This window comes from Cellulosilyticum sp. ST5, from assembly GCF_046529625.1.
GTDB lineage: Bacteria > Bacillota > Clostridia > Lachnospirales > Cellulosilyticaceae > Cellulosilyticum > Cellulosilyticum lentocellum.
Genome location: NZ_CP132338.1, coordinates 1,774,983 through 1,801,912 on the forward strand (window position 1 = coordinate 1,774,983; position 26,930 = coordinate 1,801,912).

28 protein-coding genes are annotated in these 26,930 nt (G+C 34.2%); all 28 read right to left on the bottom strand.

The window, feature by feature from the left end:
• Nucleotides 1–66: 66 nt before the first annotated feature.
• Nucleotides 67–825 (bottom strand): SpoIIIAH-like family protein, encoded by a 759-nt coding sequence (locus QTL86_RS08655; protein WP_190283304.1) that lies wholly within the window; start codon nt 823–825, stop codon nt 67–69.
• Nucleotides 826–835: 10 nt separating this feature from the next.
• Entirely contained in the window at nt 836–1,390 is a 555-nt protein-coding gene (locus tag QTL86_RS08660; RefSeq protein WP_127066362.1) for a hypothetical protein, read from the bottom strand.
• A 12-nt stretch (nt 1,391–1,402) separates the two neighbouring features.
• On the bottom strand, nt 1,403–1,957 hold the full coding sequence (locus QTL86_RS08665; protein WP_127066361.1) for a stage III sporulation protein AF: 555 nt from the start codon (nt 1,955–1,957) through the stop codon (nt 1,403–1,405).
• A 10-nt stretch (nt 1,958–1,967) separates the two neighbouring features.
• Nucleotides 1,968–3,137 (bottom strand): stage III sporulation protein AE, encoded by a 1,170-nt coding sequence (locus tag QTL86_RS08670; RefSeq protein ID WP_013656760.1) that lies wholly within the window; start codon nt 3,135–3,137, stop codon nt 1,968–1,970.
• Nucleotides 3,138–3,154: 17 nt separating this feature from the next.
• Nucleotides 3,155–3,547: a stage III sporulation protein AD gene (gene spoIIIAD, locus QTL86_RS08675; RefSeq protein ID WP_013656759.1), complete on the bottom strand. Its 393-nt coding sequence runs from the start codon at nt 3,545–3,547 to the stop codon at nt 3,155–3,157.
• Nucleotides 3,548–3,559: 12 nt separating this feature from the next.
• The gene (locus QTL86_RS08680) at nt 3,560–3,754 is read right to left on the bottom strand and encodes a stage III sporulation AC/AD family protein (RefSeq protein WP_013656758.1); all 195 of its coding nucleotides are present in this window, start codon (nt 3,752–3,754) and stop codon (nt 3,560–3,562) included.
• 10 nt (nt 3,755–3,764) lie between these two features.
• The gene (locus QTL86_RS08685; RefSeq protein WP_127066359.1) at nt 3,765–4,283 is read right to left on the bottom strand and encodes a stage III sporulation protein AB; all 519 of its coding nucleotides are present in this window, start codon (nt 4,281–4,283) and stop codon (nt 3,765–3,767) included.
• 10 nt (nt 4,284–4,293) lie between these two features.
• Nucleotides 4,294–5,238, bottom strand: a complete 945-nt coding sequence (spoIIIAA, locus tag QTL86_RS08690; protein ID WP_127066358.1) for a stage III sporulation protein AA — start codon at nt 5,236–5,238, stop codon at nt 4,294–4,296.
• Nucleotides 5,239–5,366: 128 nt separating this feature from the next.
• Nucleotides 5,367–5,924, bottom strand: coding sequence for an elongation factor P (efp, locus tag QTL86_RS08695; protein ID WP_013656755.1), 558 nt, complete (start codon nt 5,922–5,924; stop codon nt 5,367–5,369).
• Between the two features lie 73 nt (nt 5,925–5,997).
• Nucleotides 5,998–7,080: a M24 family metallopeptidase gene (locus tag QTL86_RS08700; RefSeq protein ID WP_410496981.1), complete on the bottom strand. Its 1,083-nt coding sequence runs from the start codon at nt 7,078–7,080 to the stop codon at nt 5,998–6,000.
• A gap of 54 nt (nt 7,081–7,134) precedes the next feature.
• Nucleotides 7,135–7,671: a shikimate kinase gene (locus QTL86_RS08705; protein WP_127066356.1), complete on the bottom strand. Its 537-nt coding sequence runs from the start codon at nt 7,669–7,671 to the stop codon at nt 7,135–7,137.
• A gap of 42 nt (nt 7,672–7,713) precedes the next feature.
• Nucleotides 7,714–8,124: a type IV pilin protein gene (locus QTL86_RS08710; RefSeq protein ID WP_127066355.1), complete on the bottom strand. Its 411-nt coding sequence runs from the start codon at nt 8,122–8,124 to the stop codon at nt 7,714–7,716.
• A 21-nt stretch (nt 8,125–8,145) separates the two neighbouring features.
• Nucleotides 8,146–8,580: a Tfp pilus assembly protein FimT/FimU gene (locus tag QTL86_RS08715; protein ID WP_127066354.1), complete on the bottom strand. Its 435-nt coding sequence runs from the start codon at nt 8,578–8,580 to the stop codon at nt 8,146–8,148.
• Nucleotides 8,581–8,635: 55 nt separating this feature from the next.
• Entirely contained in the window at nt 8,636–9,148 is a 513-nt protein-coding gene (locus QTL86_RS08720; RefSeq protein WP_127066353.1) for a YqeG family HAD IIIA-type phosphatase, read from the bottom strand.
• Between the two features lie 43 nt (nt 9,149–9,191).
• Entirely contained in the window at nt 9,192–10,670 is a 1,479-nt protein-coding gene (locus QTL86_RS08725; protein ID WP_127066352.1) for a hypothetical protein, read from the bottom strand.
• 23 nt (nt 10,671–10,693) lie between these two features.
• Entirely contained in the window at nt 10,694–13,381 is a 2,688-nt protein-coding gene (locus QTL86_RS08730; protein WP_127066351.1) for a hypothetical protein, read from the bottom strand.
• 13 nt (nt 13,382–13,394) lie between these two features.
• The gene (locus QTL86_RS08735; RefSeq protein WP_127066350.1) at nt 13,395–14,612 is read right to left on the bottom strand and encodes a prepilin-type N-terminal cleavage/methylation domain-containing protein; all 1,218 of its coding nucleotides are present in this window, start codon (nt 14,610–14,612) and stop codon (nt 13,395–13,397) included.
• A gap of 16 nt (nt 14,613–14,628) precedes the next feature.
• A complete protein-coding gene (locus QTL86_RS08740) occupies nt 14,629–15,804 on the bottom strand; it encodes a hypothetical protein (RefSeq protein ID WP_127066349.1) in 1,176 nt (391 codons plus the stop codon).
• Entirely contained in the window at nt 15,804–16,520 is a 717-nt protein-coding gene (locus QTL86_RS08745; RefSeq protein WP_127066348.1) for a hypothetical protein, read from the bottom strand. Before QTL86_RS08745 ends, QTL86_RS08740 begins: the two co-directional genes overlap by 1 nt.
• A gap of 11 nt (nt 16,521–16,531) precedes the next feature.
• Entirely contained in the window at nt 16,532–17,536 is a 1,005-nt protein-coding gene (gene pilM, locus QTL86_RS08750) for a type IV pilus assembly protein PilM (protein ID WP_127066347.1), read from the bottom strand.
• Between the two features lie 33 nt (nt 17,537–17,569).
• A complete protein-coding gene (locus QTL86_RS08755) occupies nt 17,570–18,181 on the bottom strand; it encodes a type II secretion system protein J (RefSeq protein ID WP_127066346.1) in 612 nt (203 codons plus the stop codon).
• Between the two features lie 12 nt (nt 18,182–18,193).
• The gene (locus QTL86_RS08760) at nt 18,194–18,682 is read right to left on the bottom strand and encodes a prepilin-type N-terminal cleavage/methylation domain-containing protein (RefSeq protein WP_190283303.1); all 489 of its coding nucleotides are present in this window, start codon (nt 18,680–18,682) and stop codon (nt 18,194–18,196) included.
• 17 nt (nt 18,683–18,699) lie between these two features.
• Nucleotides 18,700–19,476: a prepilin peptidase gene (locus QTL86_RS08765; protein ID WP_410496982.1), complete on the bottom strand. Its 777-nt coding sequence runs from the start codon at nt 19,474–19,476 to the stop codon at nt 18,700–18,702.
• 74 nt (nt 19,477–19,550) lie between these two features.
• The gene (locus QTL86_RS08770) at nt 19,551–19,970 is read right to left on the bottom strand and encodes a type II secretion system protein (protein ID WP_127066343.1); all 420 of its coding nucleotides are present in this window, start codon (nt 19,968–19,970) and stop codon (nt 19,551–19,553) included.
• Nucleotides 19,971–20,024: 54 nt separating this feature from the next.
• Nucleotides 20,025–21,230: a type II secretion system F family protein gene (locus tag QTL86_RS08775; RefSeq protein ID WP_127066342.1), complete on the bottom strand. Its 1,206-nt coding sequence runs from the start codon at nt 21,228–21,230 to the stop codon at nt 20,025–20,027.
• Between the two features lie 125 nt (nt 21,231–21,355).
• On the bottom strand, nt 21,356–22,420 hold the full coding sequence (locus QTL86_RS08780; RefSeq protein WP_127066341.1) for a type IV pilus twitching motility protein PilT: 1,065 nt from the start codon (nt 22,418–22,420) through the stop codon (nt 21,356–21,358).
• A gap of 14 nt (nt 22,421–22,434) precedes the next feature.
• Nucleotides 22,435–24,117: a GspE/PulE family protein gene (locus QTL86_RS08785; RefSeq protein WP_127066340.1), complete on the bottom strand. Its 1,683-nt coding sequence runs from the start codon at nt 24,115–24,117 to the stop codon at nt 22,435–22,437.
• 180 nt (nt 24,118–24,297) lie between these two features.
• A complete protein-coding gene (locus QTL86_RS08790) occupies nt 24,298–26,916 on the bottom strand; it encodes a YfhO family protein (RefSeq protein ID WP_410496983.1) in 2,619 nt (872 codons plus the stop codon).
• Between the last annotated feature and the right edge of the window lie 14 nt (nt 26,917–26,930).

A 26,930-nucleotide genomic window follows, 5' to 3' on the forward strand; every position in this document is an offset into this window, starting at 1 on the left:
ATTAACAAGTGCCTTTTTATAGTATGCTATTTTTCAAATTTGTCAACTAGATAAAGTAATGATGCATTATTTTTTAGCAATCCCATTCAGTGGTGTAATATTGATTTTACCTACACTATAACCTGTTTTGCGGTTAACAATTTCTTCAATTTGTGCAATATCTGTATCAGAAAGTTCTGCTTTATTAACCACTACATCCACAGTATCATCATCAATTCTTACATATACTTCTTGGAATCCTTTAGCACGAAGAAGTGCTTCTGCACTACTTTCCTTTTCAATTCTCTCTTGAATTTGTAAGAGATTAGCCGCTGCTTTTGATTTACTATCTTGGTCAAGATTTTCATTAGCTACATATTGACTCAACTGTTCAATTTGGGCAGCACGGCTTTGTTCTCTTAAAAGTTTTTCTTCCGCAAAATAATTGACATCTAAATTCTTGCTAGCTGCTACATTGGCTGTATCTGTTAATTCTTCTGCTTTTTTAGTGATAGTAGCTGTGAAGCTGTCACTTGTATTGGCATCAGCTGTTGTCAGTTGTGCTTCTTCACTTGGAACAGCAATTTCTTCTGTATGAGCTACTGGTTGTTTATTCTCAACTGTTTGATCATTAGTTGCTACTACTTGACTATTAGTACTTGCGGTTTCATCATAACCAGAGAATAAATCTGTTTCCTCTGCTGTGTTATCTCCTGTAATACTACTATCAGCTACATAATTGCCATCTTTCACATTAGGTGCCTGCTGCGTATTAAGATAAGCTGCAATTGCAATCATAAAAACTAGGACAGTAATAATAACTTGATTTCTTTTTAAATTAAACATATGAATCCTCCTATTTTCTTTTTTCAACTGAGATTTTATGTACTGGAACATCTAAGAGTGAGGCAACAGCATTTGTAACACTTTCTTTTACCCCACTATCACCTGCTCCTTGCGCTAATATAAGTACGCCTTTTATAACAGGTGCATTTTGTTTAACGATATAAGGCGTATTGTTATTTTGAAGCACAACTTGACGAGAGGTGTTATTAGTGTCACTTACCCTTGTGCCTCCTGCCTGATCTTTTTCCTCCGTGCGCTGCACATTAGTAGTTGTATCCTCGGCTAAGACTTTTTCTTCATTAGAAACAATGGTAACCATCACATTAACTTCACCAACCCCCTCCATCTTTGATAATATGCTTGCAAGCTTTTTTTCTAATGCATCTTCATAGCTTTGACTTTCCTTAATTGTTGTTTGCCTGACTACTGTTTGCGTTTGACTTCCCTTGGAGCTTCCCATAGGCCAAAAGGTAATCCCTAGTACCAGTAAAACGAGCCCTATGATGAGCCACATATACTTGCTGTTTTTACCTTCTTTTGCCCACTTTGCAAATTTCTCTGACATGCTTTCCCTCCTTTAATTCTTTTGTACTGTAATATGTATATTACAGACTTGTACATTATAGAAGTCGCTGAGACAAGTTTTTATTTTATTTTTTAAATTTTCTTCATCACCATCTAAGGTATCGCTTTTGTTTCCAATATGAATCGTTCCAATATGTATCTTTCCACTTCTATTTTTCCCCACTGTTAAAGTAATCTCCTCTAATTCATTACCTTCATAACTTAAGCTAATAGCCTGAACTTTCACATCAAACTCTTTTTCTACTGTACTTCTAATGCCTTCCTCGTAATAACGCTTAAGCACTTGTTGCTGACTTTCAAGTTGATTGTTATATTCTAATAAAGCAGTTTCTCCTCCACTTAGTCGTGCCTCGTAATATTTAACATAGTCATCATAACTGTTATGTCCTCCTTTTACTAAACCTATAATCGGCTGCAACATGGTATAAATTAAAATACAGCCTAGTATCAATTTAATATATTTACGATACGCTGAGTCTGGAAAAATCATTTCTATAATAATGACAAAAAGCATCATCCAAATAAGCATTTGTAAATAGCCTCTCATTGTTTTCCTCCTACGTTACATTTAACCCTACGCTCATACAGATTGCTAAACTACATACACACAAAAGAGCTACAATTCCTACAGCACTCATAATAAACTCACAGCCTTTGCCTAATTTATGTGCAATACTGGCCATCTTCTTATCTCCAATAGGTTCAATAAGTGCACCTGCTATCTGATAAACAACAACATATGAGAAGATCTTAATAAGTGGAACACTTACTAAGAGAAGCAGCCATATAATAACACCTGCAGAAAATGTATTTTTGATAAGTCCTGAGCAACTCATTAAAAAATCTGCTGCGCCCCCTACGGCATTTCCTACTACTGGAATAAAAGCTGTAGAAAACTTCAATGCAGCTTTTTTCACCGTAACATCTGCATACGGCAGCGTCATACGATAAATACTTAAAATACTTACACTTAAAACGAGTAGTCCTCTTAAAGTCCACTTGATACCTTTATAAAAAAGTTTAATAAACTGATCTACTTTAAATTCTTCACTCATGCTGCTCACTATTTCTAAGACTATTACCCAAATAATACAAGGTAGTACAATAACACGAATCACATAAGTCGTTAAACTTAAAGCAGTAATAATAACGGGTGCCATAGCTGCTGCTGAAACCGCATAACCTGTAGTCGTCATAAAAGCAAGTAATGTCGGAATGCATATATACATCAGCTTTAACACTTGATCTATTGTCTGCTGTGCTAGCTGAATCATCACTACAAAGCTTTGAACAACACTGAGTAAAATAGCCATATAGCATACAAAAAAGCCTATTTTCATAGTATCCTTAGATTGAAAAGAACTACTCAAGGTCTGAAGAAGATTACACAAAAGCACAATGAGAATAAACCTTGCACCTAGTTGAAGAAATAAAGCAATCTCTCCCAAAAACAGATTACCCATTTGTTTTAAAATATAGTTTATGGATAAGTCTGCCTTACCACTTACCAAGTTCGTTACTTCTTGTTTTAAACTAAATTGTTTTAATTGAGGTGCCTCTGCTTTCAGCTCACTTTCTAATTGTTCGATAGCATTCCAGTCAAATAAGTTAATACCATAATGAAGTACTTCCTCTTCATTGATTTCTTCTGCCTTTAAAGTAATGCCGAAGATGATAAAGGCGATCAGTACAATACATACTTTAAGCAAGATTTTCTTTGGTCTCATTTTCCTCCCCCTCGCTTTTAAATCAAATCTGTAATCAATTCTATTAGAGCTAGAATAACGGGAGAAGCAATGACAAAAATCATTACTTTTCCTGCTAATTGAACTTTACTGCCGATAGCTTTTTCTCCTGCATCCTCACAAAGCTGTGCTCCAAATTCAGCTAAATAGGCAATGCCAACTACTTTAAGTACAATATTAAGATAGGTATTATCCATATTCATTTTATTCGCTAAATCTCGTACCACCATAAATACACTGTCTAGCTGACTCACAATAAATATCATCAGTATGGTTACCGCAGCTATGCGAATTAAATTACCATACATTTTACTGTAGCCATCATAATAACTTACTAATCCAATGAGTAACGTAGCTGTTAGTCCAAAAGCAACTAATTTAAGGATGTCCATCATCACTCCTCCTTAGCGCGCAAAGGTTTGTACCACTTGAAAAAATTGCTGAATGTATTGCATCACAATAAATAGACCCATAATGACACCTACTACAGATATAGGAAATTTCCACTCTTTTGCATCTGCTTTATCAAGTAGAATATTAATCACTGTGATACAAATGCCTAGTCCTGCTAATTTAAAAATAATAGTAAAATCTATCATTTGCTTCCTCCTATAATAAAAAGATACTTAAACCAAGTCCTACTAAAACGCCTAAAGATCTATTGAGCTTGCTTGTTTTTTGATACTTTTCTTTAGCTTCTTTTGTACTTTGTCGTAATTGTTCTAAAACCATCTCAATATTTCGCTTCTCCATATTTTTGTCTAAATACCCACAAGCTCCCCCAAAACTATACAGTAATTTATAATCCTCAGCTTGTAAGTGAAATGCTTGCTTTTGGGCATTAATAGCGTTTTCCCACATTTCTTCTACTCTTACACTCTCTTTATCTTCTAAACTTTTTGCAAAGCTTATCATGACCGCGTCTATGCTTTTGTTGTTTGTTCTCTTCCCTACTATTAAGCACGCCTCTTTTAAAGGAGTAAGCCTGTAGTCAATTTCAGCTTTTAAAAGTTCAAACAAATAGATAAATTTTCCAAGCTCTTCTATACGCTTTTTTTGATCCTCATCTAACCAAATGCCGCCTAATATACATCCTATTAATACAAGACCAATAGCTAATAGTTTCATTACACTCCTCCTATCCCAGTAGACTAATACCCCTTATGCCATCTCTAATAGTCTCTATGGTACAAGGCCCTTGTTTATGTGATAAAACAATGAGACGTTCAAATAGCCCCTTCTCTAAGAGTTCTTTCAGAACAGGTCTCCTTAAGCAGTCCTCTATATTTTTACCATGCACAGTGCATAACAGGCTCACACCTGCATTTAAAATCTCTTCTAATGCTGTACAATCATCAGCTTTACCAATTTCATCTACAGCTATTACCTGTGGTGCCATTGACCTAAGAAGCATTCGCATGCCTTCCACCTTTGGACAACCATCTAAGACATCTGTTCTACTTCCCATCCTATTTTGAGGTACGCCTTGATAACAAGCTGCAATTTCTGATCTCTCATCTACAACCCCTACCGTATAAGGTCCATAGCCACAAAAACCTTCACTTAAATAACGAATCATATCTCTAAGAAGTGTTGTTTTTCCACAACCTGGTGGGGAAATAATGAGTGTATGATACACCTTGTCCCTACTTAAAATATAAGGCATTACTTTTTGGCTACACCCTATCACTTCATGGGCAATACGAATATTCATACCACTTATGTATTTGAGGGTTTTTATATGACTCTGCTCCAGTACAGCTTTACCTACCAGTCCAACACGATGTCCTCCCTCTAAAGTAATAAACCCTTGCCTTACTTCATCCTCCAAAGCATAAAGAGAAAAATCACTCATGCAATGTAAAACATCTGTTATATCCTGAGGTAATAAGGCTAAACTCTCTCTAACATGACATAGTCCCTCCTCATTAATTCCCCATTCTTCCCCATTCATTTTAAGTAGAATAGGACCCCCTGCTCTTAATCTAATTTCTTGTAAAGACTCATAGCTGGTTTTACTTAGTTTTTGCATGGGTAATTTAATGCTTCTTGGTAAAACTTTTAATAAGTTTTCCTCGTTCATATGATTCCTCCTTTGTATATGGATTAATTTAATATATTCAAAAGAAGGACGAGTTAGAACCTAAAAATGGCACAAAAAAATGCTCCTCTTAGGACTTTGCCTAGAGAAGCATTTTGCAAGGTTAGAGATTATGCTCTACCTGTATATTCACCTGTACGTGTATCAATTCTAATAACTTCACCTTGTTCGATGAATAATGGTACCATTACTTTTGCACCTGTTTCAAGAATAGCAGGTTTTGTAGCACCTTGTGCTGTATCACCTTTAATACCTGGTTCTGATTCAACGATTTGAAGCTCTACTGAAAGTGGAGGCTCAATAGCAAATACTGATCCTTGGTGAGAAGCTACTTTTACCATTTCGTTTTCTTTAACAAATTTTAAGCTATCACCAACTGTTGAAGCGTTAACAGCGATTTGATCATATGTGTTAACATCCATGAAGTGGAATAACTCACCATCTGAATAAAGATATTGCATATCCTTACGTTCAATATGCGCTTTAGGTACCTTTTCACTTGGACGGAAAGTTCTTTCTACTACCCCACCAGTTTTGATATTTTTTATTTTACAACGAACGAAAGCCGCACCTTTACCTGGTTTTACATGTTGGAATTCAATAATTTGATAAATGTTACCTTCGAATTCGATTGTAACACCATTTCTAAAATCACCTGCTGAAATCATTACATTTCCTCCTAATTATCTTTTCTCATATAGTGTAAACTAGATTTTTAAAATTTTCAACGATTTTTTTGTTTTACTTAATGATAATAAGGTCTTTTGGCGAATGGGTGAAGTTTTCTATGCCACTTTCTGTCACCACAATCATATCCTCAATACGTACCCCTCCAAAACCAGGAAGATAAATCCCTGGCTCCACAGTCATCACCATTCCTGGCTTAATCTCTGTTTGATCAAGCACTGAAAATCTTGGATTCTCGTGAATCTCAATACCAACAGAGTGTCCTAGCCCATGTCCAAAGTAATCGCCATAACCAGCCTCTTTAATAATATTTCTAGCAATAGCATCCACTTCGCAGCCTTTCATTCCTACACGAATCCCTTCAAGTGCTGCTTTTTGCGCACGTAGTACTATTTCATAAATCTTAAGATGTTTTTCGCTCGCTTCTCCTATGACAATAGTACGTGTCATATCTGAACAATACCCTTCATAGATACATCCAAAATCCATGACTACAAAGTCACCAACTTGAAGCTTTTCTTCTCCAGGATGAGCGTGTGGCAGGGATGATTTAGCACCCGCTGCTACAATAGAAGCAAAAGATAAACCAGAAGCACCATGTCTTCTCATGCTTTGTTCTAGTTGAAGTGTCACTTCATTTTCTGTAAGTCCCTCTTTCCAACGCGCTTCGATAAAAGGGATAACTTCTTTAAAAGCCATGTCTCCAATAGCTTCAGCTTTTCTAAGCTTCTCTAGTTCTTCTTCATCTTTAATTTGCCTTAAGTTCTCTACACTTTTAGTAGTAGGAATCCATTCAAAAGCAGTGTGCTGACTAAGCTCTAAGTAGCTACTATATGTCACATGTTGGGCTTCAAAGCCTATGCGCTTAACACCCTCTTCTTTTGCAATGGCTACTGTTGTGGCTAAAAGACCTTTTTGTCCTTGATCAATGCAGGTGAAATCAGGTGCTTCTTTAGCTACTTGTTCTAGATATCTAAAGTCTGTTACGAGCACCATTTTGCTAAAAGAAATGTAAAGCATCGCATTTGAACCCGTAAATCCACTTAAATACTTACGATTTGCTTCACTTCCTATAAGAACGGCATCTAATTTTTCTTTCTTCATGTACTCACGTAATTGTTCTATTCTCTTATTCATGCTGTCATCTTCCTTTTCTTTTTATGTACTTATTTTTAGATTTTAATGAAAAAATCATGCATCCTTTTTGCTACCAAATTCACACAAACCTTCTTTGTCTTTAAGTATTTCTAAAATAGTGCTTACCACTTCTTCAATACTTTTGCCTTCGCAGCTTATAGTATATTTAGCAGCTGCTTCGTATAAAGCCTGCCTCTTCATATAACGTTCCTTAACTTCTTCATAGCTAGAAACTAAGGGCCTGCTTTTATCATCTGCAATACGCTCATATAAAGTATCATATTCATGGTATAAATAAAAGGTATTTTGCGTTTTAAGAACAGTTCTATTTTCTGAATTCACAATAATGCCACCACCGGTGGAAATAATACCTACTTCTTCATCAAGTGCCTTCTTTAAATAAGTTTCTTCTAAATTTCTAAAATAAGCCTCACCTTTACTAGCAAACATAGAGGCTATCATTTCCCCACAAGCCTCCTCAATATAGGCATCTAAGTCAATCCATGAGTAGTGAAGTGCTTTTGCCAAGGCTCCTCCTACTGTTGTTTTACCGCTTCCCATAAATCCGATTAAACAAATTGCTTTTGTCATCTCCCACCTCTTGTCATCTAATATATGCTATTTTCCTCTCATTTAATGCGTTAACCATGCTAACTGTTCTGTTTGGCCTAGAAATAAATGATATTGATTGACACTCACTTTGAGCTTTACTTGGTTTTGAGTCACATCAAAAATCATTTGAGCCCCTGACGTACCTACCTCTAAATTTCCTCCTGAAACATAACTGGCATCGATATAATTGTGCAAAACTAATTCACTCATAATAGTTTGTGGGGTATTTCCTGGCCATTTAGCAAATTCCGCATGATAACGGTCGATTTGTCTTTGAATTGCTTTGACTGAACTGATATCTGTGGTTATTCTAGCTTTTTCAGTTGTCTTAGTAAACTGCGGAACTAAGATAGCACCAATAATCCCCATGATCGCTACTACAATAATGAGTTCTACCATTGTAAAACCTGATTGAGCTTTGAACTTGTTCATTATTCACCCCACTATATATCCTCATAAACTTTTATATTTAACGGCTACTTTTCCTGTGGCGATATAAACTGTTATGTCTGCTCGTTGCTTAATATCTTTGTTAATTAAAGTAATAGTTCCTGTCTTAGATGAAGCCATAGAGCCTCTAAAAATTAAATGTTTTCCTGTAATATTATCAGGAATCTTTATTCCCTTGCTTAAACGAATGGTATAAATAGGTTTGTTTACCCCTTGCCTTACTAATACACGATTAGAAAAACAGTAAAGATTGTATTGTTGTCCTGTCTTTACAGCGGCTTGCCTTACATAAATAAGGGCATTCTCTACTTCCCCCACAGCTAACTTAAACTGTATATTTTGAAACCATTTTACACCACCCATGATACTTCCTATGGTAATGCCTATGACGGCTATTATCACTACTAACTCCACTAAAACATAGCCTTTTTGTTTCATAAACTGCCCTCCCTCTTAAAAATAAAGATTTTTAAAAGGATTGACAAAGGCTTCTTTAGTTATTCACTTTTTGCAAATGCTTTTGATAACTTTTAATGATTTTTTTCTCTAGTCCACGCTTTACCTTGGTCTTCCATTCATCTTTCTCACTTACTGGTTGCACTAAAATCGTTTTAATACCAGCTTTATTACCACCATATACATCAGTAAAAACTTGATCTCCTACAATAATGGCTTCTTTCTTTTGACAGTTCATTAATGTAAGGGCCTTTTTAAAGTTTTTAGTTAGGGGCTTTTGAGATTTATGAAGAGCAAATACCTTAAGCTTTTCATTAAATTTTACCACTCGATCTTCAGTATTATTAGATACTAAAGTAATTTTAAATCCTTCTTTTCTTATCTGATCAAATAAAGCTATAATTTCTTCATTAGGTTCGGCTTCATCATATGGAACTAGGGTATTATCTATATCAAAGATAATACCCTTAACTCCTTCACTTTTAAGTTGTTTTAAATTTAAATCATATATTGATGGCACATAAACCGTTGGATATAATTTCTTTATCATCTATTGCCTCTCTACTGCTATATTATTGTCAAGTTCACTTATGCTAGTTGGTTGTATTGCTAGTTGTTTCATTATTGTCCTCTAAAGCTTTTTTAGCAGCTGCACTTTCATTAGCGATCAGGATTGGACTCTTCTCCTGTTCTTTTGCTGCCTTTACCAGATCATGAATATTCATTTCAGCATCTTGAGCTGCTTTTATTAATTCATCCTTATCAACTTGTAATTCTTCAGCTACTTTTGCAATGTCTGCATCTGACATTCCTAAGATATATTCAACATCATTACTTTTTTGGATTTGCATAAATTGTAATGTTTCAATTTTATCATTTTCCATACCAACATAATACTTATAATTATAATATACTACTTCATTATTTTTTAGTAAAGTCTCAGTAGGAATAGTTATAACAAATCGTGGTTGATTTTTGGTGCTAAATACACTCGGTGTAATGGTAATGGCACCCATATTGGGTTTTAAAGAACTTATTTCATCTTTATAAGGACTAATTTCCCTATGGAACGCAACTTTATAGCTCTCTTTATCAACTGTAAACACTTGCTCTAATCCTAAGTAATCCCAAAACTTAATATATGCATCCGCATTGGTATTGTATGCAACCTTATAATAATCATAGGTACTTTCAGGTTGTTGCATCAATATGGTAGCTAATTGAGTTAATATCTCTCCTTGCTTTTTGGTAGGTTCACTTTCAAATGCTACTCTAGTGATATGCTGTGTATCTATTAGCTTATTTTTATCATCAGTTGACATTCCCCAGCTCGTTGCATTAGTAACACTAGCCACTTTAAAAATCTCACTGTCATTTACTGTTATCCAAAAATCTTGCTCCAATTTTATAGCATCTGGCTTTTCACTAAAGATATAACGCTGATTTTCTAACCCTTTTATGTCAATACCATCTAATGTAGTATTTGTAGCAACCACACCTTCGCCTTTTTTAATCAAATACCCTTCTTTTTCTCCCCAACTATAGTCCTTCACAAAAGTATCTACTGGGTAACAATTATTAACTGTGGTAACAGCAACTTCATATACTGTTTGTTCGCCTAAAGGTCTTGTTGACTTGATTTGAATATTTTCTACTTCGGCTTTGCCACTTACAATATAATCATTTATAAGTACCCACTTTGGCAAATCTACTTCTGACTTGATATACTGTGTATTCAGTTTATTTTTCACACCATCTGTTAGGTATTTTCCTAGCTTTTGCTTTAACAAAGGTTGATAAAACTTTTGTAAGTTATCCCAATATCCTTCATCTGTAGTTGCTCTACTTTGATTTAAAATAAGCAGCTCTTCTTCAGTAAAAGAAAAATAATCCTTAAAAAAGCCCTCAAAATCCGTTTCTGTAAACTTATGAACCTCTTCCTGTTTATCTATATCTGTAGTTTCATTTGCAACAATATCTTCAGGTATTTCTACAGTTTTCTCTGCCTTATTACCGCATCCTACACTCAACATTAGTAATACGGCAAGGCTTATGCTCATCCATCTTTTCATTGTTTACTCCCCTTTCCTATCTACTATTGTGCCTTTTTAAGTGATTGTATTGCTACTTGTATTCCCTCCGTATCTATCTCTAAAATAGATTCATTCGTATAAGCTAACATAGGCTTTGTAAAGCCTGTTTGTGTGCCCATTATATCAGGAAGTACTGTTTCACTATAGTCCACCAACTTAAGTGCTGTTAAAATCTGACGATACAGTTCATGATTTTTCACTGTAAGTGAGAAGAGCACATTAGGATTATGAGTGATTGTTACTTGTCCTGATTGGATTATTAATCCTGCATGTTTACCCGTAAAAATAGTACTTCTATCATACTTAGCCACCTCTAAAGGATCTGTTATAGCCGCTGGTTTGGGTTCTGTTTTGGGCGCTGACTCAGGTCCACCAATAATTATTGCCCCATCAATGGTTATTCCACCTTTTATTTCCACAGCCCCTTTGCTAATTATGATTCCCGTGAACTTATTCTTTGCTGCGTTGGTTGTATCTATAATCAGTTTTCCTTCTCCCTTATTTACAATAATAGTTTCATATGGTTCAGGCGTACCTGATTCTTCAACATCAACATAAAATTTTGATACATCTATAGTACGTTCCTCCGGTGTTAATGTTGATGTTAATGTTAATACTGATATAGGGGTTTGATATGACCAAGCATTACTTGTGGCTGTAATCTTTGATAAATCTACAGTGTCTGCGAATGTACTTTTATTAAGATTATTACCAGAAAAACTCTTATATAATATCGCTCTTTGTAAAGTCATATAACCTCGTAAGCCTTGGTAATTTCCAAGTGGTACAGCTTGTAAATTTTTAAAATAGCCATTTTCACCACCAGCTAAGTAATCAGCTGGTCTTTTAATTATTTTTTGTACCTCATCAGTATAAGTTGTATCAACAGATGACATAAAATCCTTGAAATGTATTGGTGCAGGATTTGTTATATCATAATCACTAGGAACTAGCCCTATATACATGAATCTTCTGGCTTGATTTTCGTCACTAAAGCCATTTTTACTGATTTGACCAGTTTTATTAGTAACAGTCACTCCACCATTATCATCTTTTCCAGATACTCTTCCAATAGCATAGGTCTTACTAAAATTTGTTTGAATCTTATCATTAGCAATTAATTGATGAAGTGGGGATGTAGACAAAAGATACGTGCTATTTTTAGGTATTTGCACGGTATGACCAGTAGCACTATCCTCTGTTCCTTTTGTAGTATCATCACTAGGATTGAGCCATACAGTTTGTGCTTCATCTCCTGTTACATACCCTTCCCAGGATGCAACACCATTAAAGGGTTCACCTATACTCTCCCAAAGCTTCATAGGAATTTTATCGGCTGCTAGTGTAATATAGGGTTGACCTACTACATACATTTCATCTGCATCAATGATACAATTTTTTCCTTGTGCAAAAATACCACTGCTTTGATTAGGGTCAATATTGGTTGCAGGATCTGTACCTGCATTAACGCCAAAAATGCTTTGATCAACTGTAATCTTACAGCCATCTACCCATCTATCAATCATCACATCATTATCCACCATGACATTGCGCTTAACTTTAATATTAGCTTCTTTTACTTGATTAGCTCCATTAAATGGTGATTGATTGCTACTGGTTTCATAGTAATCATCTATAATGCCAACGGTGTACGCAATTATATCTTTGCCCACCTCTATGTAGGTCTTATTCGTACTAGCACCATAAGAGCCTCCCCAGCCATTCGTAGCTAACACATTATTAGTACAATATAGATTATTAGTGATGTATATCTCGCCTCCATTTACAGCTAATACACCGCCATTTTGATCTACTTCCGGGTATGCTGTCACCCCTTTACTATTAGTAAAGCCTGCAATACTTTGTTTACCACTTACTCGAACATCTCCACTAGAAACTGTTAAATTGCCATCTCCTGTTACAAACACATCTGAAAAACATAAAATAGAGCTATTTAATATTTCTGGCACATATTGTTTTCCATCATCTGCTGTTTTCCATTCGTATTTTTCATGAATTTGATTTTTAAGGGTAGTAGGCAGCTTTACTTCTATTATTGCCTCTACTTTTTGAGTATCATAAGTTGCACCATTACTGGTTGTAGCTGTAGCTATGATTCTTAGCTTATTATTGGTTAGCAAATTATTGGCTGCATCCTGATCCGATGTTTCTATTGTTACTGTTGTATCATATCCACTGGCTATTCTATCCCCTTGCATTTTATACTCAATAGGTGGTTTCGCACTTGGTCCTTGAGTCAAAAAGCTAGATTTAATATACTCATAAATTCTTTTCTGAATTTGTGACTTAAGGACATCACTCTTGACTTGCAGTTTATTATCGCTATAAACGATATCGGGTGCTGGATTTGTAGTCGAACCTTTTAGTTTCTTAATGACGCCATCATATGTAGTCCCATCTAATGTATAACCTTGGGTCACATCTTTAACAATCTGTGACATCTGACTTTCTATAGCCTTATTCATGGTATCCACATGCTTTTCTAATGCTGATTTAGCTAAATAGTATGTATTACTTGTATTACGATTTAATACAGCTAAATCATACTGCATACCTGATATATTCACTACAGTAGCAACAATTACCGCCAAAACAAGTAAAATGATTGTAGTGATAAGCATGGCATTTCCTTTTTGATTTTTCTTCACTTTGTTAACCTTTTGTTCCATGTTATCACCTCCTTTAATGATCAAATGCATCATAGCTATAGACATCTATCATTCTTTTAACAATCTTACCAGGATTACCCATTGCAGGACTTTTTTCTCTAGCAATAATGGCAATCAAATAATTATCATAGTTGGTTTTATTATCAATATTTACGATGGTACTTTTCACACTAGTTCCAATATCTTCTACTACAATATTATACTTTGCCTTTGCATAAGCTATTTCTTGTGCAGTTAGTGTACTTGGGAAATTATTTTTCACTCTAATCGTTTGATTATATCCTGTTTTATTAATAAACTTTAAGGTGTAATCTGTTTCTGTTGCTACAGTACCTGCCGCTACATTGGCTTTTAATGTACCAATGTCTCCTATTAAATCAGTTAGATTGACTTCGATAATACTTCTAGATTTAGTAATTGGGTATATCGTAGAATCGATTGTGCCATTTGGAGAACAAGTAATTACATATCCCCTATTTGAACCATCTACATCTATGATTTTCACTTCTACTTTTACTTGATTTGTACTATTATTCCAAGTATCTAAAGTGCCATCATCTTTTATACTCACTTTATTAACATCCAAAATTTCTTGTTCGGTAGTCCCTCTATTAGGTACATAAATTAACTCGCTATCATTGAAAATCTTAAGCATCTCAGCAGTCGTTGCAAAGGTAATAGGATAAGCTGTGCCACTATAATCGCTAGCTTCTAACTTATATGCATTATCTGTATGAAGTTTTACTGCTTTTTTAAGTTGGTCTGCCGTTAATTGTAACTGATTACTTACTAAAGTTACATCTTCTAGCTTCCACAAAGCCACTTCATAAGCATATCGATTTGTATTATAAGCAGTTTGAAGATCAATGGCCGTTGGCAAAAAACCACTTAAAACATGAGATTGATCTCTATCTCCTGCTAAGCGATTGTTATACGGTATAAGATAGCCTTTATAGCCCTCTGTTTCAAGATTAAAATTAGTAGCTACTTTTCGCTTACCTTCAACTTCTTGCTTATTATAAATATCTGCTGTTATTTTTGCCTTAATATCTTCCATCAAACATTCTGTTGTTAGTGTTACTTCAGTAAGTGATTCTGCTGACACCCTTGTTTTAATAGAGGCTAAAAGTGAAAAGCTAATAGGGCCTACAATAAGAGCAACAATTGCTAGACACACTAATATTTCAATAAAGGTAAAGCCCTGTTCATTTGCTCTATCTTTCTTTAACATATTTTCACATCCCTACTTATTTAACCCTTATATTTCCTTTTGTTTGTCCTTTACTTACTTGTTGATCAAATTCATTGAAAATATGTATATTCCCTAGTAAAGAACCTGTGAGTTCTACATCCATAATTTGCTTAGTGTAGTTATACACATAAATATGGACATTAGGCATAATCTCCAGTACATTTCTCATGGTAGAATTTATTTTTAAACAAGCATTATTAATTGGCGTATCTACAAATGTCTGTTTGACATTACCATCCTTATCTTCTGCTGTAATTTCATAGCCATCTTCTCTTATTACTAAGCTAATACTCGTATCTGTTTGCGAAATAAGTCCTACATATCCACTTCCATTTATACCCCCAGGTCCATCTATGCCATAAGTATCTCCTGAAGATAAAATATCTCCTATATATATATTAAAATACTGGCTATAAGTAGTGATAGGACTCTCTTGATTTGGCTGTTCCTCATTCTGGCTTACCGAGGGACTCACCTCTTCCTCTTGTTTTACAAAACGCCTAAAAGAACTTCCTTCAACCCTTCTGCTATCCAAGTTAGGTTGATAAATTTCATCTGTTTGTTGTTCACTAGGTCTTGTATATATTGTAATTTTCAACTTAGAAGTAACTAATTGATCAAAATCTTCTCCATAATGTGCTTTATAATAAGCTGTTATTTCACTGTTTTCTGATTGAAGTTCATTATTCATTTCAAAACTATTACTATTAATAATCTGATAAGACTTATTGAGACTATCTACAAAATCTATGACATCCTTATAGCGACCTACAAAAGTTAACTCATATATACGTTTTAAAACATCTGCATCTGCATTTGCAGAAGCAGTTGCTTCTTCTGTAACTGCTTCAAACCCAATATTAGCAAAATCTTTACGCTTCATATAACGAATTAATTCCGCACCTTCTTTAGAGGCTGCTTCAAAATCGGGAATAGTATTAAGCATAGCTACTTTTTGTGCTGTCACTAATGCTAATTCTTTTTCTGTCTCTGGTAGCATTTTAACACGTTCTTCTAATTGCTGAATGCGCTTCTCCATCAGTTTTATTTCGCCTTTATTAGCTGATATTACTTGTTGCTCATCCTTATATATGGTTAGCATATAACCTATTTGTAAAACGATCAGGGCTACAATAACCACAATAAAAGCAATATTACTCTTTGATTTCATTAGTTAGCCCCCCTTTCAGGTTGCTCAGTTGATGGTGTTGTCGTCTCATCTGCAGGTTGCTCAGTTGATGGTGTTGCCGTCTCATCTGCAGGTTGCTCAGTTGTCCCCTCTGGGTTTTCGGTTTCAACAGGTTTAACTTCTACTACTGGAGTTATGTTAATTTCGTACTCAAAACCTTTTAGCTCTTCATCATAAGTTGCTTTATAAGTTGTAGTACCTGACCCAAACACACTTTCTATAATCGTAACATAATTTACTACTTGCTCTGCATCCATAGTGTTACCTTTTAATGTAATTACATCTTTTCCTGCCGCATTAACTGTTTTATCTGCTGGTTCAACGGTGATTTGATTAACAGTTGTATTGATCGGTATTCTTGCAATGATGCTATCTAGTAGGCGAGCACTAATTAAATTCTCCTCTTTAATATTTCCATATTTATCTATCCATTCCTTTATGGCAACCTTAGCATCTTCTAGTTGTTGAATCTTTTTATTAACGTCATTAAACCTACTATCTGTCAGTTCCGCAGAAACTTCATCTAATCTTTCAATTACCTTTTGTGCTTCAATCTTTGGAGATATGATTGCAATCCCCACAAAAGCAAGTATCTCTAAAGCCATAACACCTGCAACAATCAACTGAATAAACTTAATCTGTTCTGCTTGTATGTATTCTTTAGGTAGCAGGTTGATTCCTTTTACTTGTGTCCTCATATCTTCCCTCCTTATAAGCCATTAATGGCTCCCAGTATATTCACAAAAAACCTTGCATAATCCTCAAATTGAATATTAGGATTTTCGATTACTGTATCAAACTTACTCAACTTTTCCGTTGGAATATTTAATGCATCTCTAATATATCCCCTTATTCCCTTAATACTGGCTCCCCCACCTATTAAATAAATCTTCTTAATCATGCCACTACCATAACTTGAATAGTAGAATTGTAAAATTCTTTCTACTTCTGAAACAATATTATATTCTATTTGTGGTCTAATAATGCTAGCTAAATATTCTTCCTGCATCTCTGTGCCAGTCATTTCATTAACATGAGCTTCTTGAATAATTTCATTGATACTTTCTACACCAAAGTCAATCATTCTTGTTAAAATAGCACTGCTATCAGCAATGACTGTAGCCGTTGTAGATTTTCCACCTATATCTAGTACCAAAATATTTTTTGTTGCTTCATAAATCATACGTGTTTGTGAGTTAAAAACATTTTCTAGAGCTTCAGAAGGAATGGTGATTAAAATGGGTGTAAGCTTTAAACTTTTGATTAGACTAGCCATGGGTAAAATAACTGTATTAGGTGCAGCGACTAATAAAAGTTTGTTTTTAATCTCGCCTTCTTCTTCAGCATCTCCTGTGATTTTAAAGTCAATTTGATATTGACCTCTTTCAACCGGCAAATAATCCTCCGTTTTTACTTCTAAAAGTTGTCTAATAACTTTCTCTGGTTGCTTATCCATTATTGCATTTCTAATGATAATATTACTACTTTGTACTATAGCCACTACTTGTTTTGCTTTATACTTTTTTGCTTTTATTTCTTGGTCTATTACCTTGCGCAAAGGTTCAATATTACTAATAACACCATTATTAATGCAATCTGACGGTGTTTCAATAAGAGAAAACTTTTGCACCATCAAGGTTGCTCCCTTTTTTACGGCTTCGATTATTTTAATATTATTACTTCCTATTTCTAGTCCCATAATACTTCTTGCCATGTGCTCACCTCTTTTAAATTCATTATTTAAACTCTATGGAGTAATATGTTCTTTATAAGCTATTGATTCTGTAAATGCTAACTTCACCCTCTGCCGTTCATTAGCACTAGTTGGTACTTTGCTTTTACTAATAATACAGCTAAATTTAACTAGATTAGAGTCTTTATACCTCGTTACTTTTATATTTTCAATCAATACCGAAATCGTATTTGTACCATAGGTTAATCGATATAACCCTTGCTCCTGTGTAGGCGACACGATGGGCTCTAAGTTAATGGTCTTGAAATCATCTACCATTCCCCCAGCACCTCCATTAGCTGCAGCATCATACACTTGATTTTTTAACTTAATTTCTTTTAATGGGGCATCTATTATGTCTATGTTGTAAGGACCTGTAGGATCAGATTCAATTACTTGTGTTGTATCCGTAGTTGTAATTTTAATACCTTCTGATAGTCGTATGTAATCCCTTAAAAAACTTTCTACGGCATTAGCTTCGTTGTCTAGAACCACTTTTTTATCAAATTGTATAAACTCTATATAAACATTGGTAAAAAAGCCCCATAGGCTTTCTAGAAGAATGGCAAATAAAACAAATGCAACTGTTACTTCTAATAAAGTAAATCCGTTTTCTCTTTTTTTCATATCCCTCCTCCTTTATACCTTCTTAGTAATTGTATAACGACCTGTCAGACCTTCAAATTTTGCTTCCGTATAAACAACGCCATCATATGAAATAGTGATGATAAAATACTCTTTTTCATTTCCTAATGCATCTTTCATAGATCGTCCTTTGAATACTATTTTATTGGATGCCACTACTGTTGAACCATCTCCACCTACAACAGAAAATAAGATTTTAGAAGCCATATTATCTGGTTTACTACGCCATTTCCCTGAAGATGTTTGAATGCCGGGCATCATAGTATACTTATTCCCGCTTACTTCTAAAGTATATTCTCCCCCTGTAGCAATAGCTTGTTTTCTAAGGGTTACCAGATCAATACAAATGCTGTCCACGGCTTTTATTGCATGCTGTTTATATACCGCTTTCATATTAGGAATAAGGGCTACTCCCATCAAACAAATGAGTACCATAACAACTGACATTTCTACCAAAGTGAAACCTTTCTTATCTTTTTTCACCTCTTTTCCCCCTCTCATTACAGGTTAAACAAACTTAAGTAAATTTGTAATAATTGCTTTCCCCATAAAATCACTATAAAGGCTCCTAAATTCAAAAAAGGTCCTAAAGGATACGGTTCGCTCTTCTTTTTGATAAGCAATAAACCTATACCAAAAATACTCGCCAGTAAACAGGCAAGAATGATCATTAAGAAAAGCTGGTTTATACCTATAAAAAGACCTATGAACCCCATTAATCTTACATCGCCATAACCTAAACCCTCTTTTTTTAATAACCATTGGCACCCATAATAAAGTAGCATAAATAGTCCGTAACCAATAATACCTCCCACTAACGCTTCTAGTAATATATACCAGTTGTGTATACTCCAAGCTTGTAAGAATACTTCTATGAGGCCCACTCCTATCCCCCATCTAATAATCGAAGTAGGTAAAATCATATGATCCCAATCAATCATCGTAAGTACTACTGCAAAAGCAAAAAAGGTGCAATAACGTAGCGTGTCTAAACTATAGCCGTATTTGTAACCAATGATCCCAAAACCTATACCTGTAATTACTTCAATGCACATATAGCGGGGTGAAATCGGTGCTTTGCACGCTTTACACTTTCTTCCCAATATTAAATAGCTTACTACTGGAACAAGCTCTAAAGCACTTAATTCATGCTTACAGCGTGGACAATGAGAACGTGGAAAACAAATACTTTGTTGATTAGGAATACGATAAATACAGACATTTAAAAAACTACCAATTAAAATACCACCTAAACTTAATCCTATCATATATATCATATTAAACCTCTTTTAAAATAAGCAGATATTCCACAGAATATCTGCTTATTTTTAAATAATTATCATACTTTTTATTAAGGTGCTACGAAATCAGTTACTGTTTGGGAATCAATTTGTGTTAGTGCTTTACTAAATGTTGTTGTTTTTCCTGCACCTAGGTCTAACCAAATACGTTCAGCTGCAACATCAACAGAAATTAAACCACCAGCAGCACTTGTTTGTAATGTTGGTTCTGCTTGTAAGTATCCATCAGATACAAGGATACTTACTAAAGTTGAAGCATTTGTACCTGGCCATAATTCCTTCTCTGTTTTGTAAGCAGTTGCTGTTCTTTGAAGCGTCTTAATAGTAGAGATATCAGTTGTTAATCTTGCTTTAGCTGACATTGTTCCAAATGCTGGTACAAGTAATGCACCAATAATACCCATAATCGCCACTACGATAATGAGCTCAACCATGGTGAAGCCTTTTTCATTTCTTTCTTTCTTATTCATTTCTTTCACTCCCTTTAATTTGTTATATATTGTAAATCCTTATTAAGGAATTTACTACATAGCTGCTGTAGCTGCTGAGAAGGTTGGTAACATAATAGCTGCCATAATCCCTCCAACGATTACACCTACGATTAAAATCATTGCTGGTTCAATTAAAGTCGTCATATTATCTACTGCAAGGTCTACTTCTTCCTTAAAATAAACGCTAATTTTAACCAACATCTCATCTAAAGCACCACTCTCCTCACCAATACTCACCATACTGAGAAGAATAGGTGGAAAGATGGTACTTCCTCTAATAGCATCTAATAAGCTATTACCTTGTTTCAAAATTTCAATAGCTTGATTCATTTCTTCCTCTGCTACTGCATTACCCATAACTCTTTTAGTAATTTCCATAGCTTGAAGCATAGGTATACCGGATTCAACTAACATAGACATAGTACTAGAAAAAGTAGAGGATAAACTTTTCTTATTCAATTCCCCAAAAATAGGAAGTCTTAAACTTAAACGATCTAGACCTCTTCTTATAGAATCTACCTTTTTCATGTTCATAATAGCAAGTGTTACAACCACTATAATCATCAATAATATTTGCCAATAATTAACGCAGAAGTTACTAATTGCAATAACAATTTTAGTAGGAAGTGGTATAGGTGCACCTGTATCCCGTAATAAACCTAAAAAAGCCGGTACTACTTTAATCATTAAAATAATAACCACCACAACAACCATACATAGTACCACCACTGGATATGTCAATGCTTTTTTGATTTTCTTTTGGATTCCCAACTGATTATCGAAATGCTCTACTGAACGTCTCATTACCTCATCTAAATTACCTGAAGCTTCGCCACTTTCAATTAAGCTCACTAAAATACTAGGAAAAATCTTTTCATCTTCTGCTGCTTGAGAAAAAGTCTTTCCGCCACTAACTGCCTCATGAATATTTTCTAAATGTGCTTTTAAGGTCTTATTAGTACATTGCTGTCCACAAATTTCTATCCCTTTAGCAATGCTAATTCCTGCTTGAATCATGGCGGCTAATTGTTTACAGAAAAAGTTAATATCACTTAATTTAATCTTTTGCTTAAACAAAGACAAATCACTATTTAAGGCATTTTTTCGCTTAATAGATTGCGGGTATAAATTCTTATCCATTAAGACCTTCCTAACTTTTTCTTCATTTTCTCCTTCAATCTCACCCTTAACTTTATTTTGGGTTAATAAATCACGTGCCACATATAAATATGTATCCATTTCCCCACCCCTTGTCTATTATAGTTATGAAATACGCATTCATTCATTAAAATGATGCTACGCAGTTTAGGTAGCAAGCCTATTCATACTCATTCCATTATTTTAGGTTGTGTTATCACTCTTTTCTATCTTCCTAGAATTCGCTTAAGTTCATCTCTATTTTGCGCATATTGATAGGCTGTTTCTAAAGAGATTGCTCCTTTTTTATAAAGATTTGCTAGAGAAGCATCCATGGTAATCATACCAGCTAAGGTTCCTGTTTGAATCTGGGAATAAATTTGATGAGTCTTTTCCTCTCTAACCAAATTAGCTATGGCGGCGTTACTAATCATGATTTCTAATGCTACACATCTTCCCTTAATATCACTTCTTGGCAATAACTGCTGTGAGATAACCCCTTTTAAGATATTAGCGATCTGAACCCTAATTTGCTGCTGCTGATGGGGTGGAAATACATCTATAATTCTATCAATCGTTTGAGGTGCTCCTATGGTATGTAATGTACTTAATACTAAATGACCTGTCTCTGCTGCAGTAATGGCTGTAGCAATGGTTTCTTGATCTCGCATTTCTCCTACCAAAATAACATCTGGGTCTTCACGCAAAGCAGCTCGTAAGCCATTGGCATAGCTATTGCTGTCAAAACCTATCTCCCTTTGATTAACCATACTATTTTTATGTTTATGTAAATACTCTATCGGATCTTCTAATGTTAAGATATGCTCTTGCCTTTTTTTATTCATATAATCTATCATAGTAGCCAATGTAGTTGATTTGCCACTACCTGTAGGACCTGTGACTAATACTAAGCCTCTCTTATTATCTGCTAAGCTTTCCAGTATCTTTCTAGGCAGTCCTAATTCCTCCATAGTAGGTATTTCAACGCCTACCAATCGTAATGCTGTTGCCCAACTTCCTCTTTGTTTATAAACATTTACACGAAAACGCCCTATATCTTGTAAAGCATAGGAAAAGTCCGCTTCACCTTTTTCTCTAAATCTTTCTGTAATAATAGGCTTTCCTTCTAAAAGCTGACTAATGAGTTCTCTTGTATCGGCTTCTTTTAATGGTGGTAAATCCAAGTGGATTAATTGGCCATGTAATCTTAATGTAGGTGGAATTCCTACTGTTAGATGTAAATCTGATGCTTTTTCCTGTACGACAATTTCCAACAAATCATTAATGTCCATAGTTCATCCTCACCTTACTGTTCATATGCTATTCTTAACATTTCTTCCATGGTTGTCTTTCCCTGAAGTACATTATAAAGGGCATTATCCCAAAGTGTACGCATCCCTCTTTTAGTGGCCTCTGCTTTTATTTCCTCAGTACTTGTATGCCCTGCTGAAATCATATCTTCTAGATGAGTATCGATGGTTAACACCTCATGTACTGCCAAACGTCCCTTATATCCTGTCTGATTACACGCGTTACACCCCCGTGACTGATAGACTTCAGTTCCTTCAGGTATATTGTAAATCTTTGATTCACTAGCTGATACTATATGCTTTGTTTTACAGTTAGGACAAAGCCTCCTTACTAAGCGTTGTGAAATAACTCCCTTAATAGCAGCTCCTACCATATAGGCTTCTGTTCCCATATCAATTAGACGAGGAATAGAACTTGCCGCATCATTGGTATGTAATGTGCTTAACACAAGATGTCCAGTAATAGCTGCACGAATAGCTATAGTACTTGTTTCACTATCACGCATCTCACCAATCATAATAATATCTGGGTCTTGACGTAAGATAGAACGTAGGGCACTTGCAAAAGTAAGACCTATTTTGCTATTTGTTGCTACTTGATTAATACCTTCTATCATATTTTCAACTGGATCTTCTACTGTAATAATATTAACCTTATCTTCATTTAAGACCTTTAAAGCAGCTGCTAAAGTAGTTGACTTACCGCTACCTGTGGGGCCTGTTAAAAGAATAATACCATGAGGGTTTTTTAATAAATTAAGTACCTTTTCATAATCTGTAGGATAAAAACCGATTTCATCTAACCCTAAGTCTTTACCTGTACGATAAATAAAACGAATAACTGTTTTTTCACCATATACAGTAGGCAAAATACTCACACGTAAATCTACCTGCTGTCCATTTACTGTCTTAGACATACGACCGTCTTGAGGTAGTCTTCTTTCTGCAATATCTAAACCTGATAAAATTTTGATACGTGTGGTAATTCCATTAAGCATCTCTTTCTTCGTTCTTGTTAATTCATGAAGTTGACCGTCTACCCGAAAACGGATACGCACATAATACTCAAATGGTTCAATGTGTATATCCGATGCCCCTTTTAAAATACAACGTTGTAGAATATTGTTAACTAATTGAACCATAGGTGCGGTATCATCATCTTCCTCTTCATCAACAGCCACCCTTCTCTGAATTTCATCTTGCATCTGTCTTTCTACTTGATTTACGATGCTCTTGGTCTGTGCTGATGTATAGGTTTGATTAATAACATTAGTAATAGCTTTTTCACTGGCTAAAATAGGGATAATTTCCATCTTTGTACTGAGTTTAAGGTCATCTAATGCAAACATATTTAAAGGATCTTTCATAGCTACTTTTAATTTATTGTCATCCATTCCAACTGCAATAACCGTATATCTCCTAGCTATACTTTCTGGTACCTTAGAAGCAATATTGTAATCAATATTATATTGTTCTAGGTTCATATGAGGTATGCCTAATTGAAATTCTAATGCCCCTAATATATTATCCTCTGTAATAATACCTGCTTCTACAAGGACTTCCCCTATTCGTTTACCAGTACGTTTTTGCTCTTTTATCGCCCATTCCAATTGCTCTTGGGTAATCATACCTGTTTCAAATAGTAGATCTCCTATTCTCTTTCTCTGTACCTTTTTCATCTATTTCTCCCCGTTTTACACTGTAAGTAAAATATATCTCCTATCTTTAATTACCATACTATTATGCATATTTTCAATATTGTATAGTATTTTATTCAATTTGTTATATATAGATTATAATCTCATTTAATCATTTTTGCAATATTGTTTATATATTATAAAATTAATATAAACAATATTTCACTTTTTTCTATCTTGTTTATGTTTTATTGTTATAAATACCAAACATAGAACTGATATGATTGAAATAAACATACCAAATTTAAATCCAACAGGTTTATAAATCAGTTCAATTTCATGCTTGCCTTCTTTTAGATCTGCTCCTAAAAAGCCTCCTATTACTTCTTTTGTTGGTGTTGATTGACCATCCACAAATAAGTGCCATCCTCTATCATACGGAATTGATGTATACAATAAAGGCTTATCTTTAGGTATTGTAATACTTCCTTTTATCCTTTCATCTGTATATTCCTCAACGTTTAATTTACCTTGTCTTAGTTTAAGAATATCTTTCTTTAGTAAAGCATCATCAACATTACAAACTAGCAGCTGAACTATGTCTGAATACTTTTCTTTAAGTTCTATTTGAATATTTAGTTTTTCTCCTTTTTCATAGTCACCTAAATAAGTAATAGAAGTAGTCCCCGTTCTAGTTATATTTAACGACTTTCCATTAACCACAATATCTGTCCAAAAATACGCGTCACTTTGAACATAAAGATAGCATGGACCTACCTGTTCGGTAACAACACTGTAATTAATTGTTCCTTTTTGATATGTATCTTTTTGATAAAAGTGCTGAATTGTATAATTATCTTTTTGCTCATCCACCTTGTCTACATTATTAAATTTTTCTAACACTACTTTGAGTGGTTTTAAATACTCTTTATTTTCTTCCCCTAACATTTTACTTAATAGCTTATTCTGCTGTTCAAATGGTTGTATTGGTGTTTTGAATGTTCCTAATGCATCAAACTCTTCAATATCTTTAGCTACTGCAAACCCAGCTCCAATAACATAAGGATTTTTAAAGACCTTAAAGTAATTCTCTTCTCTATCGGACATTAAATCATAACCAAAATACTTTTCTTGTAAAGCCAAAACATATTTAATATTAAATATTGCTTCGGTTATTGGGGTGGTTCCTTTATAACTTATCCAGTTATTTCCTGTAGATATACCTAAGTTAGCAATTGTATTTTTGCTTTTCTCATTATACATTGTATCAAAATGACTTATACCAGGATAACCCATTCCAAATCCATCATTTAAACTACGTTGCTCTACACGTTCTATATGATAAAAGTCTTGGTCTTCTTTTAGTACTTCATGGGTTTCTTTATTGATCCTATTATAGGTTTCATAATAATCTGCTGCAAAAGGATAACCTGAACTACTGTCAAACCTGGTTAAAATCATTCTAGAGTTATCTGCTAACTCTAATCCAACTAATAATGCCAGTAGTAATAAACCATATTTTTTATATGTAACTTTATTTTTTACTAGCATAAGTAATAAATAGTATAGGAATAAAAATAATAATGTTAATAAAATATTCTCGTCTTGGATATAACTATATTCTTTAAAATTGAGACCTATTATTATGCCACCTAGTATTCCAAAAACACAATGAATTTGTTTTGTTGAGATAGTATTTAGTACCCGAAATCCTTTATATGCTAGAAAAATCATCAAAAACGATACTGTATACGTAAACCTCCCTTCAAAATAAGTTGGCCATTCAAATCCATGCCATGCCATATATAAAGGATTTAAAGTCACAGATAAAAACATAAATACAAGCCAAATAAAACTTATTAATTTTTCTCGATAACTAATGCTATAACTCAAAAAAAAGAAAATCATTAAAACAATCACTATTGTGCCACAATAAATGAGTGGTGTGCCATCGCTTACCACAGTGTCATATACACCTACAAAAGTCTTACTCCATAATGCTTTAAAATCATAGCGCAAATAGACACCTAACTGACTAACATCAAAAATACCACCTCTATTAGATACCAGATAAAGAATAGGAAAAAGTAATATACTCGCACAACCAAAGGCGAAGAGGGGACTTATGAAAAATGCTAACATCTTTTGCAAAAAATCCTTTTTCTCAATAGAGGTGTTTAAAGTAATATATCTGTATATAAAATACATAAAAGAAAAGATTCCTGTCATATAGGCAATATAGTAATTCATAAAAAATATTACGGTTAAACATATGGTAAAAAATAAATAATCCTTCTTATTCTTTATAATTTTATCTACACCATATAACACTAGTGGTAACATAACTACTTGGTCTAGCCAAATAATATGAAAATGATATGTAATTGTATAGGCCATTAGTGCATAGCACCAAGCAAAAATGCTTATACTTAAATCGTTTCTTTGAAAAGTTTTCTTTAAATAAAATGCACATGTGATACCACAACAAGCTATCTTTAAAATAATCATCCACGTAAGCGCATCTAAAATCAGTTCCTTTGGGAAAATGAAGACCAAAAAGCTAAATAAATTCACAAGAATACCTGTACTCAACATACCTAACGGTGTACTTCCCTGTATCTGCGACCATGTATTAAATAAACTTTCATTCTCTGTAAGTATTCGTTTTAAAGCTGTAAGACTATCCATATAGACTTCACTTAAATCAGAGACCAAGAAGCTATAGGCACCAAATGGTGTTATTTGCATTGTTACACATATAAAAATCATAACTATAAATGGTATAAGAAACCCCAAAAAGATAAATTGATTATCTTTTATCAAAACTGTAACTTTTTTCATTAGACTAATCCTTT

Excerpts from the sequence above, each read along its gene's own strand:
- QTL86_RS08655 (WP_190283304.1), bottom strand. The coding sequence starts at position 825 with ATGTTTAATTTAAAAAGAAATCAAGTTATTATTACTGTCCTAGTTTTT.
- QTL86_RS08660 (WP_127066362.1), bottom strand. The coding sequence starts at position 1,390 with ATGTCAGAGAAATTTGCAAAGTGGGCAAAAGAAGGTAAAAACAGCAAG.
- QTL86_RS08665 (WP_127066361.1), bottom strand. The coding sequence starts at position 1,957 with ATGAGAGGCTATTTACAAATGCTTATTTGGATGATGCTTTTTGTCATT.
- QTL86_RS08670 (WP_013656760.1), bottom strand. The coding sequence starts at position 3,137 with ATGAGACCAAAGAAAATCTTGCTTAAAGTATGTATTGTACTGATCGCC.
- spoIIIAD (WP_013656759.1), bottom strand. The coding sequence starts at position 3,547 with ATGGACATCCTTAAATTAGTTGCTTTTGGACTAACAGCTACGTTACTC.
- QTL86_RS08680 (WP_013656758.1), bottom strand. The coding sequence starts at position 3,754 with ATGATAGATTTTACTATTATTTTTAAATTAGCAGGACTAGGCATTTGT.
- QTL86_RS08685 (WP_127066359.1), bottom strand. The coding sequence starts at position 4,283 with ATGAAACTATTAGCTATTGGTCTTGTATTAATAGGATGTATATTAGGC.
- spoIIIAA (WP_127066358.1), bottom strand. The coding sequence starts at position 5,238 with ATGAACGAGGAAAACTTATTAAAAGTTTTACCAAGAAGCATTAAATTA.
- efp (WP_013656755.1), bottom strand. The coding sequence starts at position 5,924 with ATGATTTCAGCAGGTGATTTTAGAAATGGTGTTACAATCGAATTCGAA.
- QTL86_RS08700 (WP_410496981.1), bottom strand. The coding sequence starts at position 7,080 with ATGAATAAGAGAATAGAACAATTACGTGAGTACATGAAGAAAGAAAAA.
- QTL86_RS08705 (WP_127066356.1), bottom strand. The coding sequence starts at position 7,671 with ATGACAAAAGCAATTTGTTTAATCGGATTTATGGGAAGCGGTAAAACA.
- QTL86_RS08710 (WP_127066355.1), bottom strand. The coding sequence starts at position 8,124 with ATGAACAAGTTCAAAGCTCAATCAGGTTTTACAATGGTAGAACTCATT.
- QTL86_RS08715 (WP_127066354.1), bottom strand. The coding sequence starts at position 8,580 with ATGAAACAAAAAGGCTATGTTTTAGTGGAGTTAGTAGTGATAATAGCC.
- QTL86_RS08720 (WP_127066353.1), bottom strand. The coding sequence starts at position 9,148 with ATGATAAAGAAATTATATCCAACGGTTTATGTGCCATCAATATATGAT.
- QTL86_RS08725 (WP_127066352.1), bottom strand. The coding sequence starts at position 10,670 with ATGAAAAGATGGATGAGCATAAGCCTTGCCGTATTACTAATGTTGAGT.
- QTL86_RS08730 (WP_127066351.1), bottom strand. The coding sequence starts at position 13,381 with ATGGAACAAAAGGTTAACAAAGTGAAGAAAAATCAAAAAGGAAATGCC.
- QTL86_RS08735 (WP_127066350.1), bottom strand. The coding sequence starts at position 14,612 with ATGTTAAAGAAAGATAGAGCAAATGAACAGGGCTTTACCTTTATTGAA.
- QTL86_RS08740 (WP_127066349.1), bottom strand. The coding sequence starts at position 15,804 with ATGAAATCAAAGAGTAATATTGCTTTTATTGTGGTTATTGTAGCCCTG.
- QTL86_RS08745 (WP_127066348.1), bottom strand. The coding sequence starts at position 16,520 with ATGAGGACACAAGTAAAAGGAATCAACCTGCTACCTAAAGAATACATA.
- pilM (WP_127066347.1), bottom strand. The coding sequence starts at position 17,536 with ATGGCAAGAAGTATTATGGGACTAGAAATAGGAAGTAATAATATTAAA.
- QTL86_RS08755 (WP_127066346.1), bottom strand. The coding sequence starts at position 18,181 with ATGAAAAAAAGAGAAAACGGATTTACTTTATTAGAAGTAACAGTTGCA.
- QTL86_RS08765 (WP_410496982.1), bottom strand. The coding sequence starts at position 19,476 with ATGATATATATGATAGGATTAAGTTTAGGTGGTATTTTAATTGGTAGT.
- QTL86_RS08770 (WP_127066343.1), bottom strand. The coding sequence starts at position 19,970 with ATGAATAAGAAAGAAAGAAATGAAAAAGGCTTCACCATGGTTGAGCTC.
- QTL86_RS08775 (WP_127066342.1), bottom strand. The coding sequence starts at position 21,230 with ATGGATACATATTTATATGTGGCACGTGATTTATTAACCCAAAATAAA.
- QTL86_RS08780 (WP_127066341.1), bottom strand. The coding sequence starts at position 22,420 with ATGGACATTAATGATTTGTTGGAAATTGTCGTACAGGAAAAAGCATCA.
- QTL86_RS08785 (WP_127066340.1), bottom strand. The coding sequence starts at position 24,117 with ATGAAAAAGGTACAGAGAAAGAGAATAGGAGATCTACTATTTGAAACA.
- QTL86_RS08790 (WP_410496983.1), bottom strand. The coding sequence starts at position 26,916 with ATGAAAAAAGTTACAGTTTTGATAAAAGATAATCAATTTATCTTTTTG.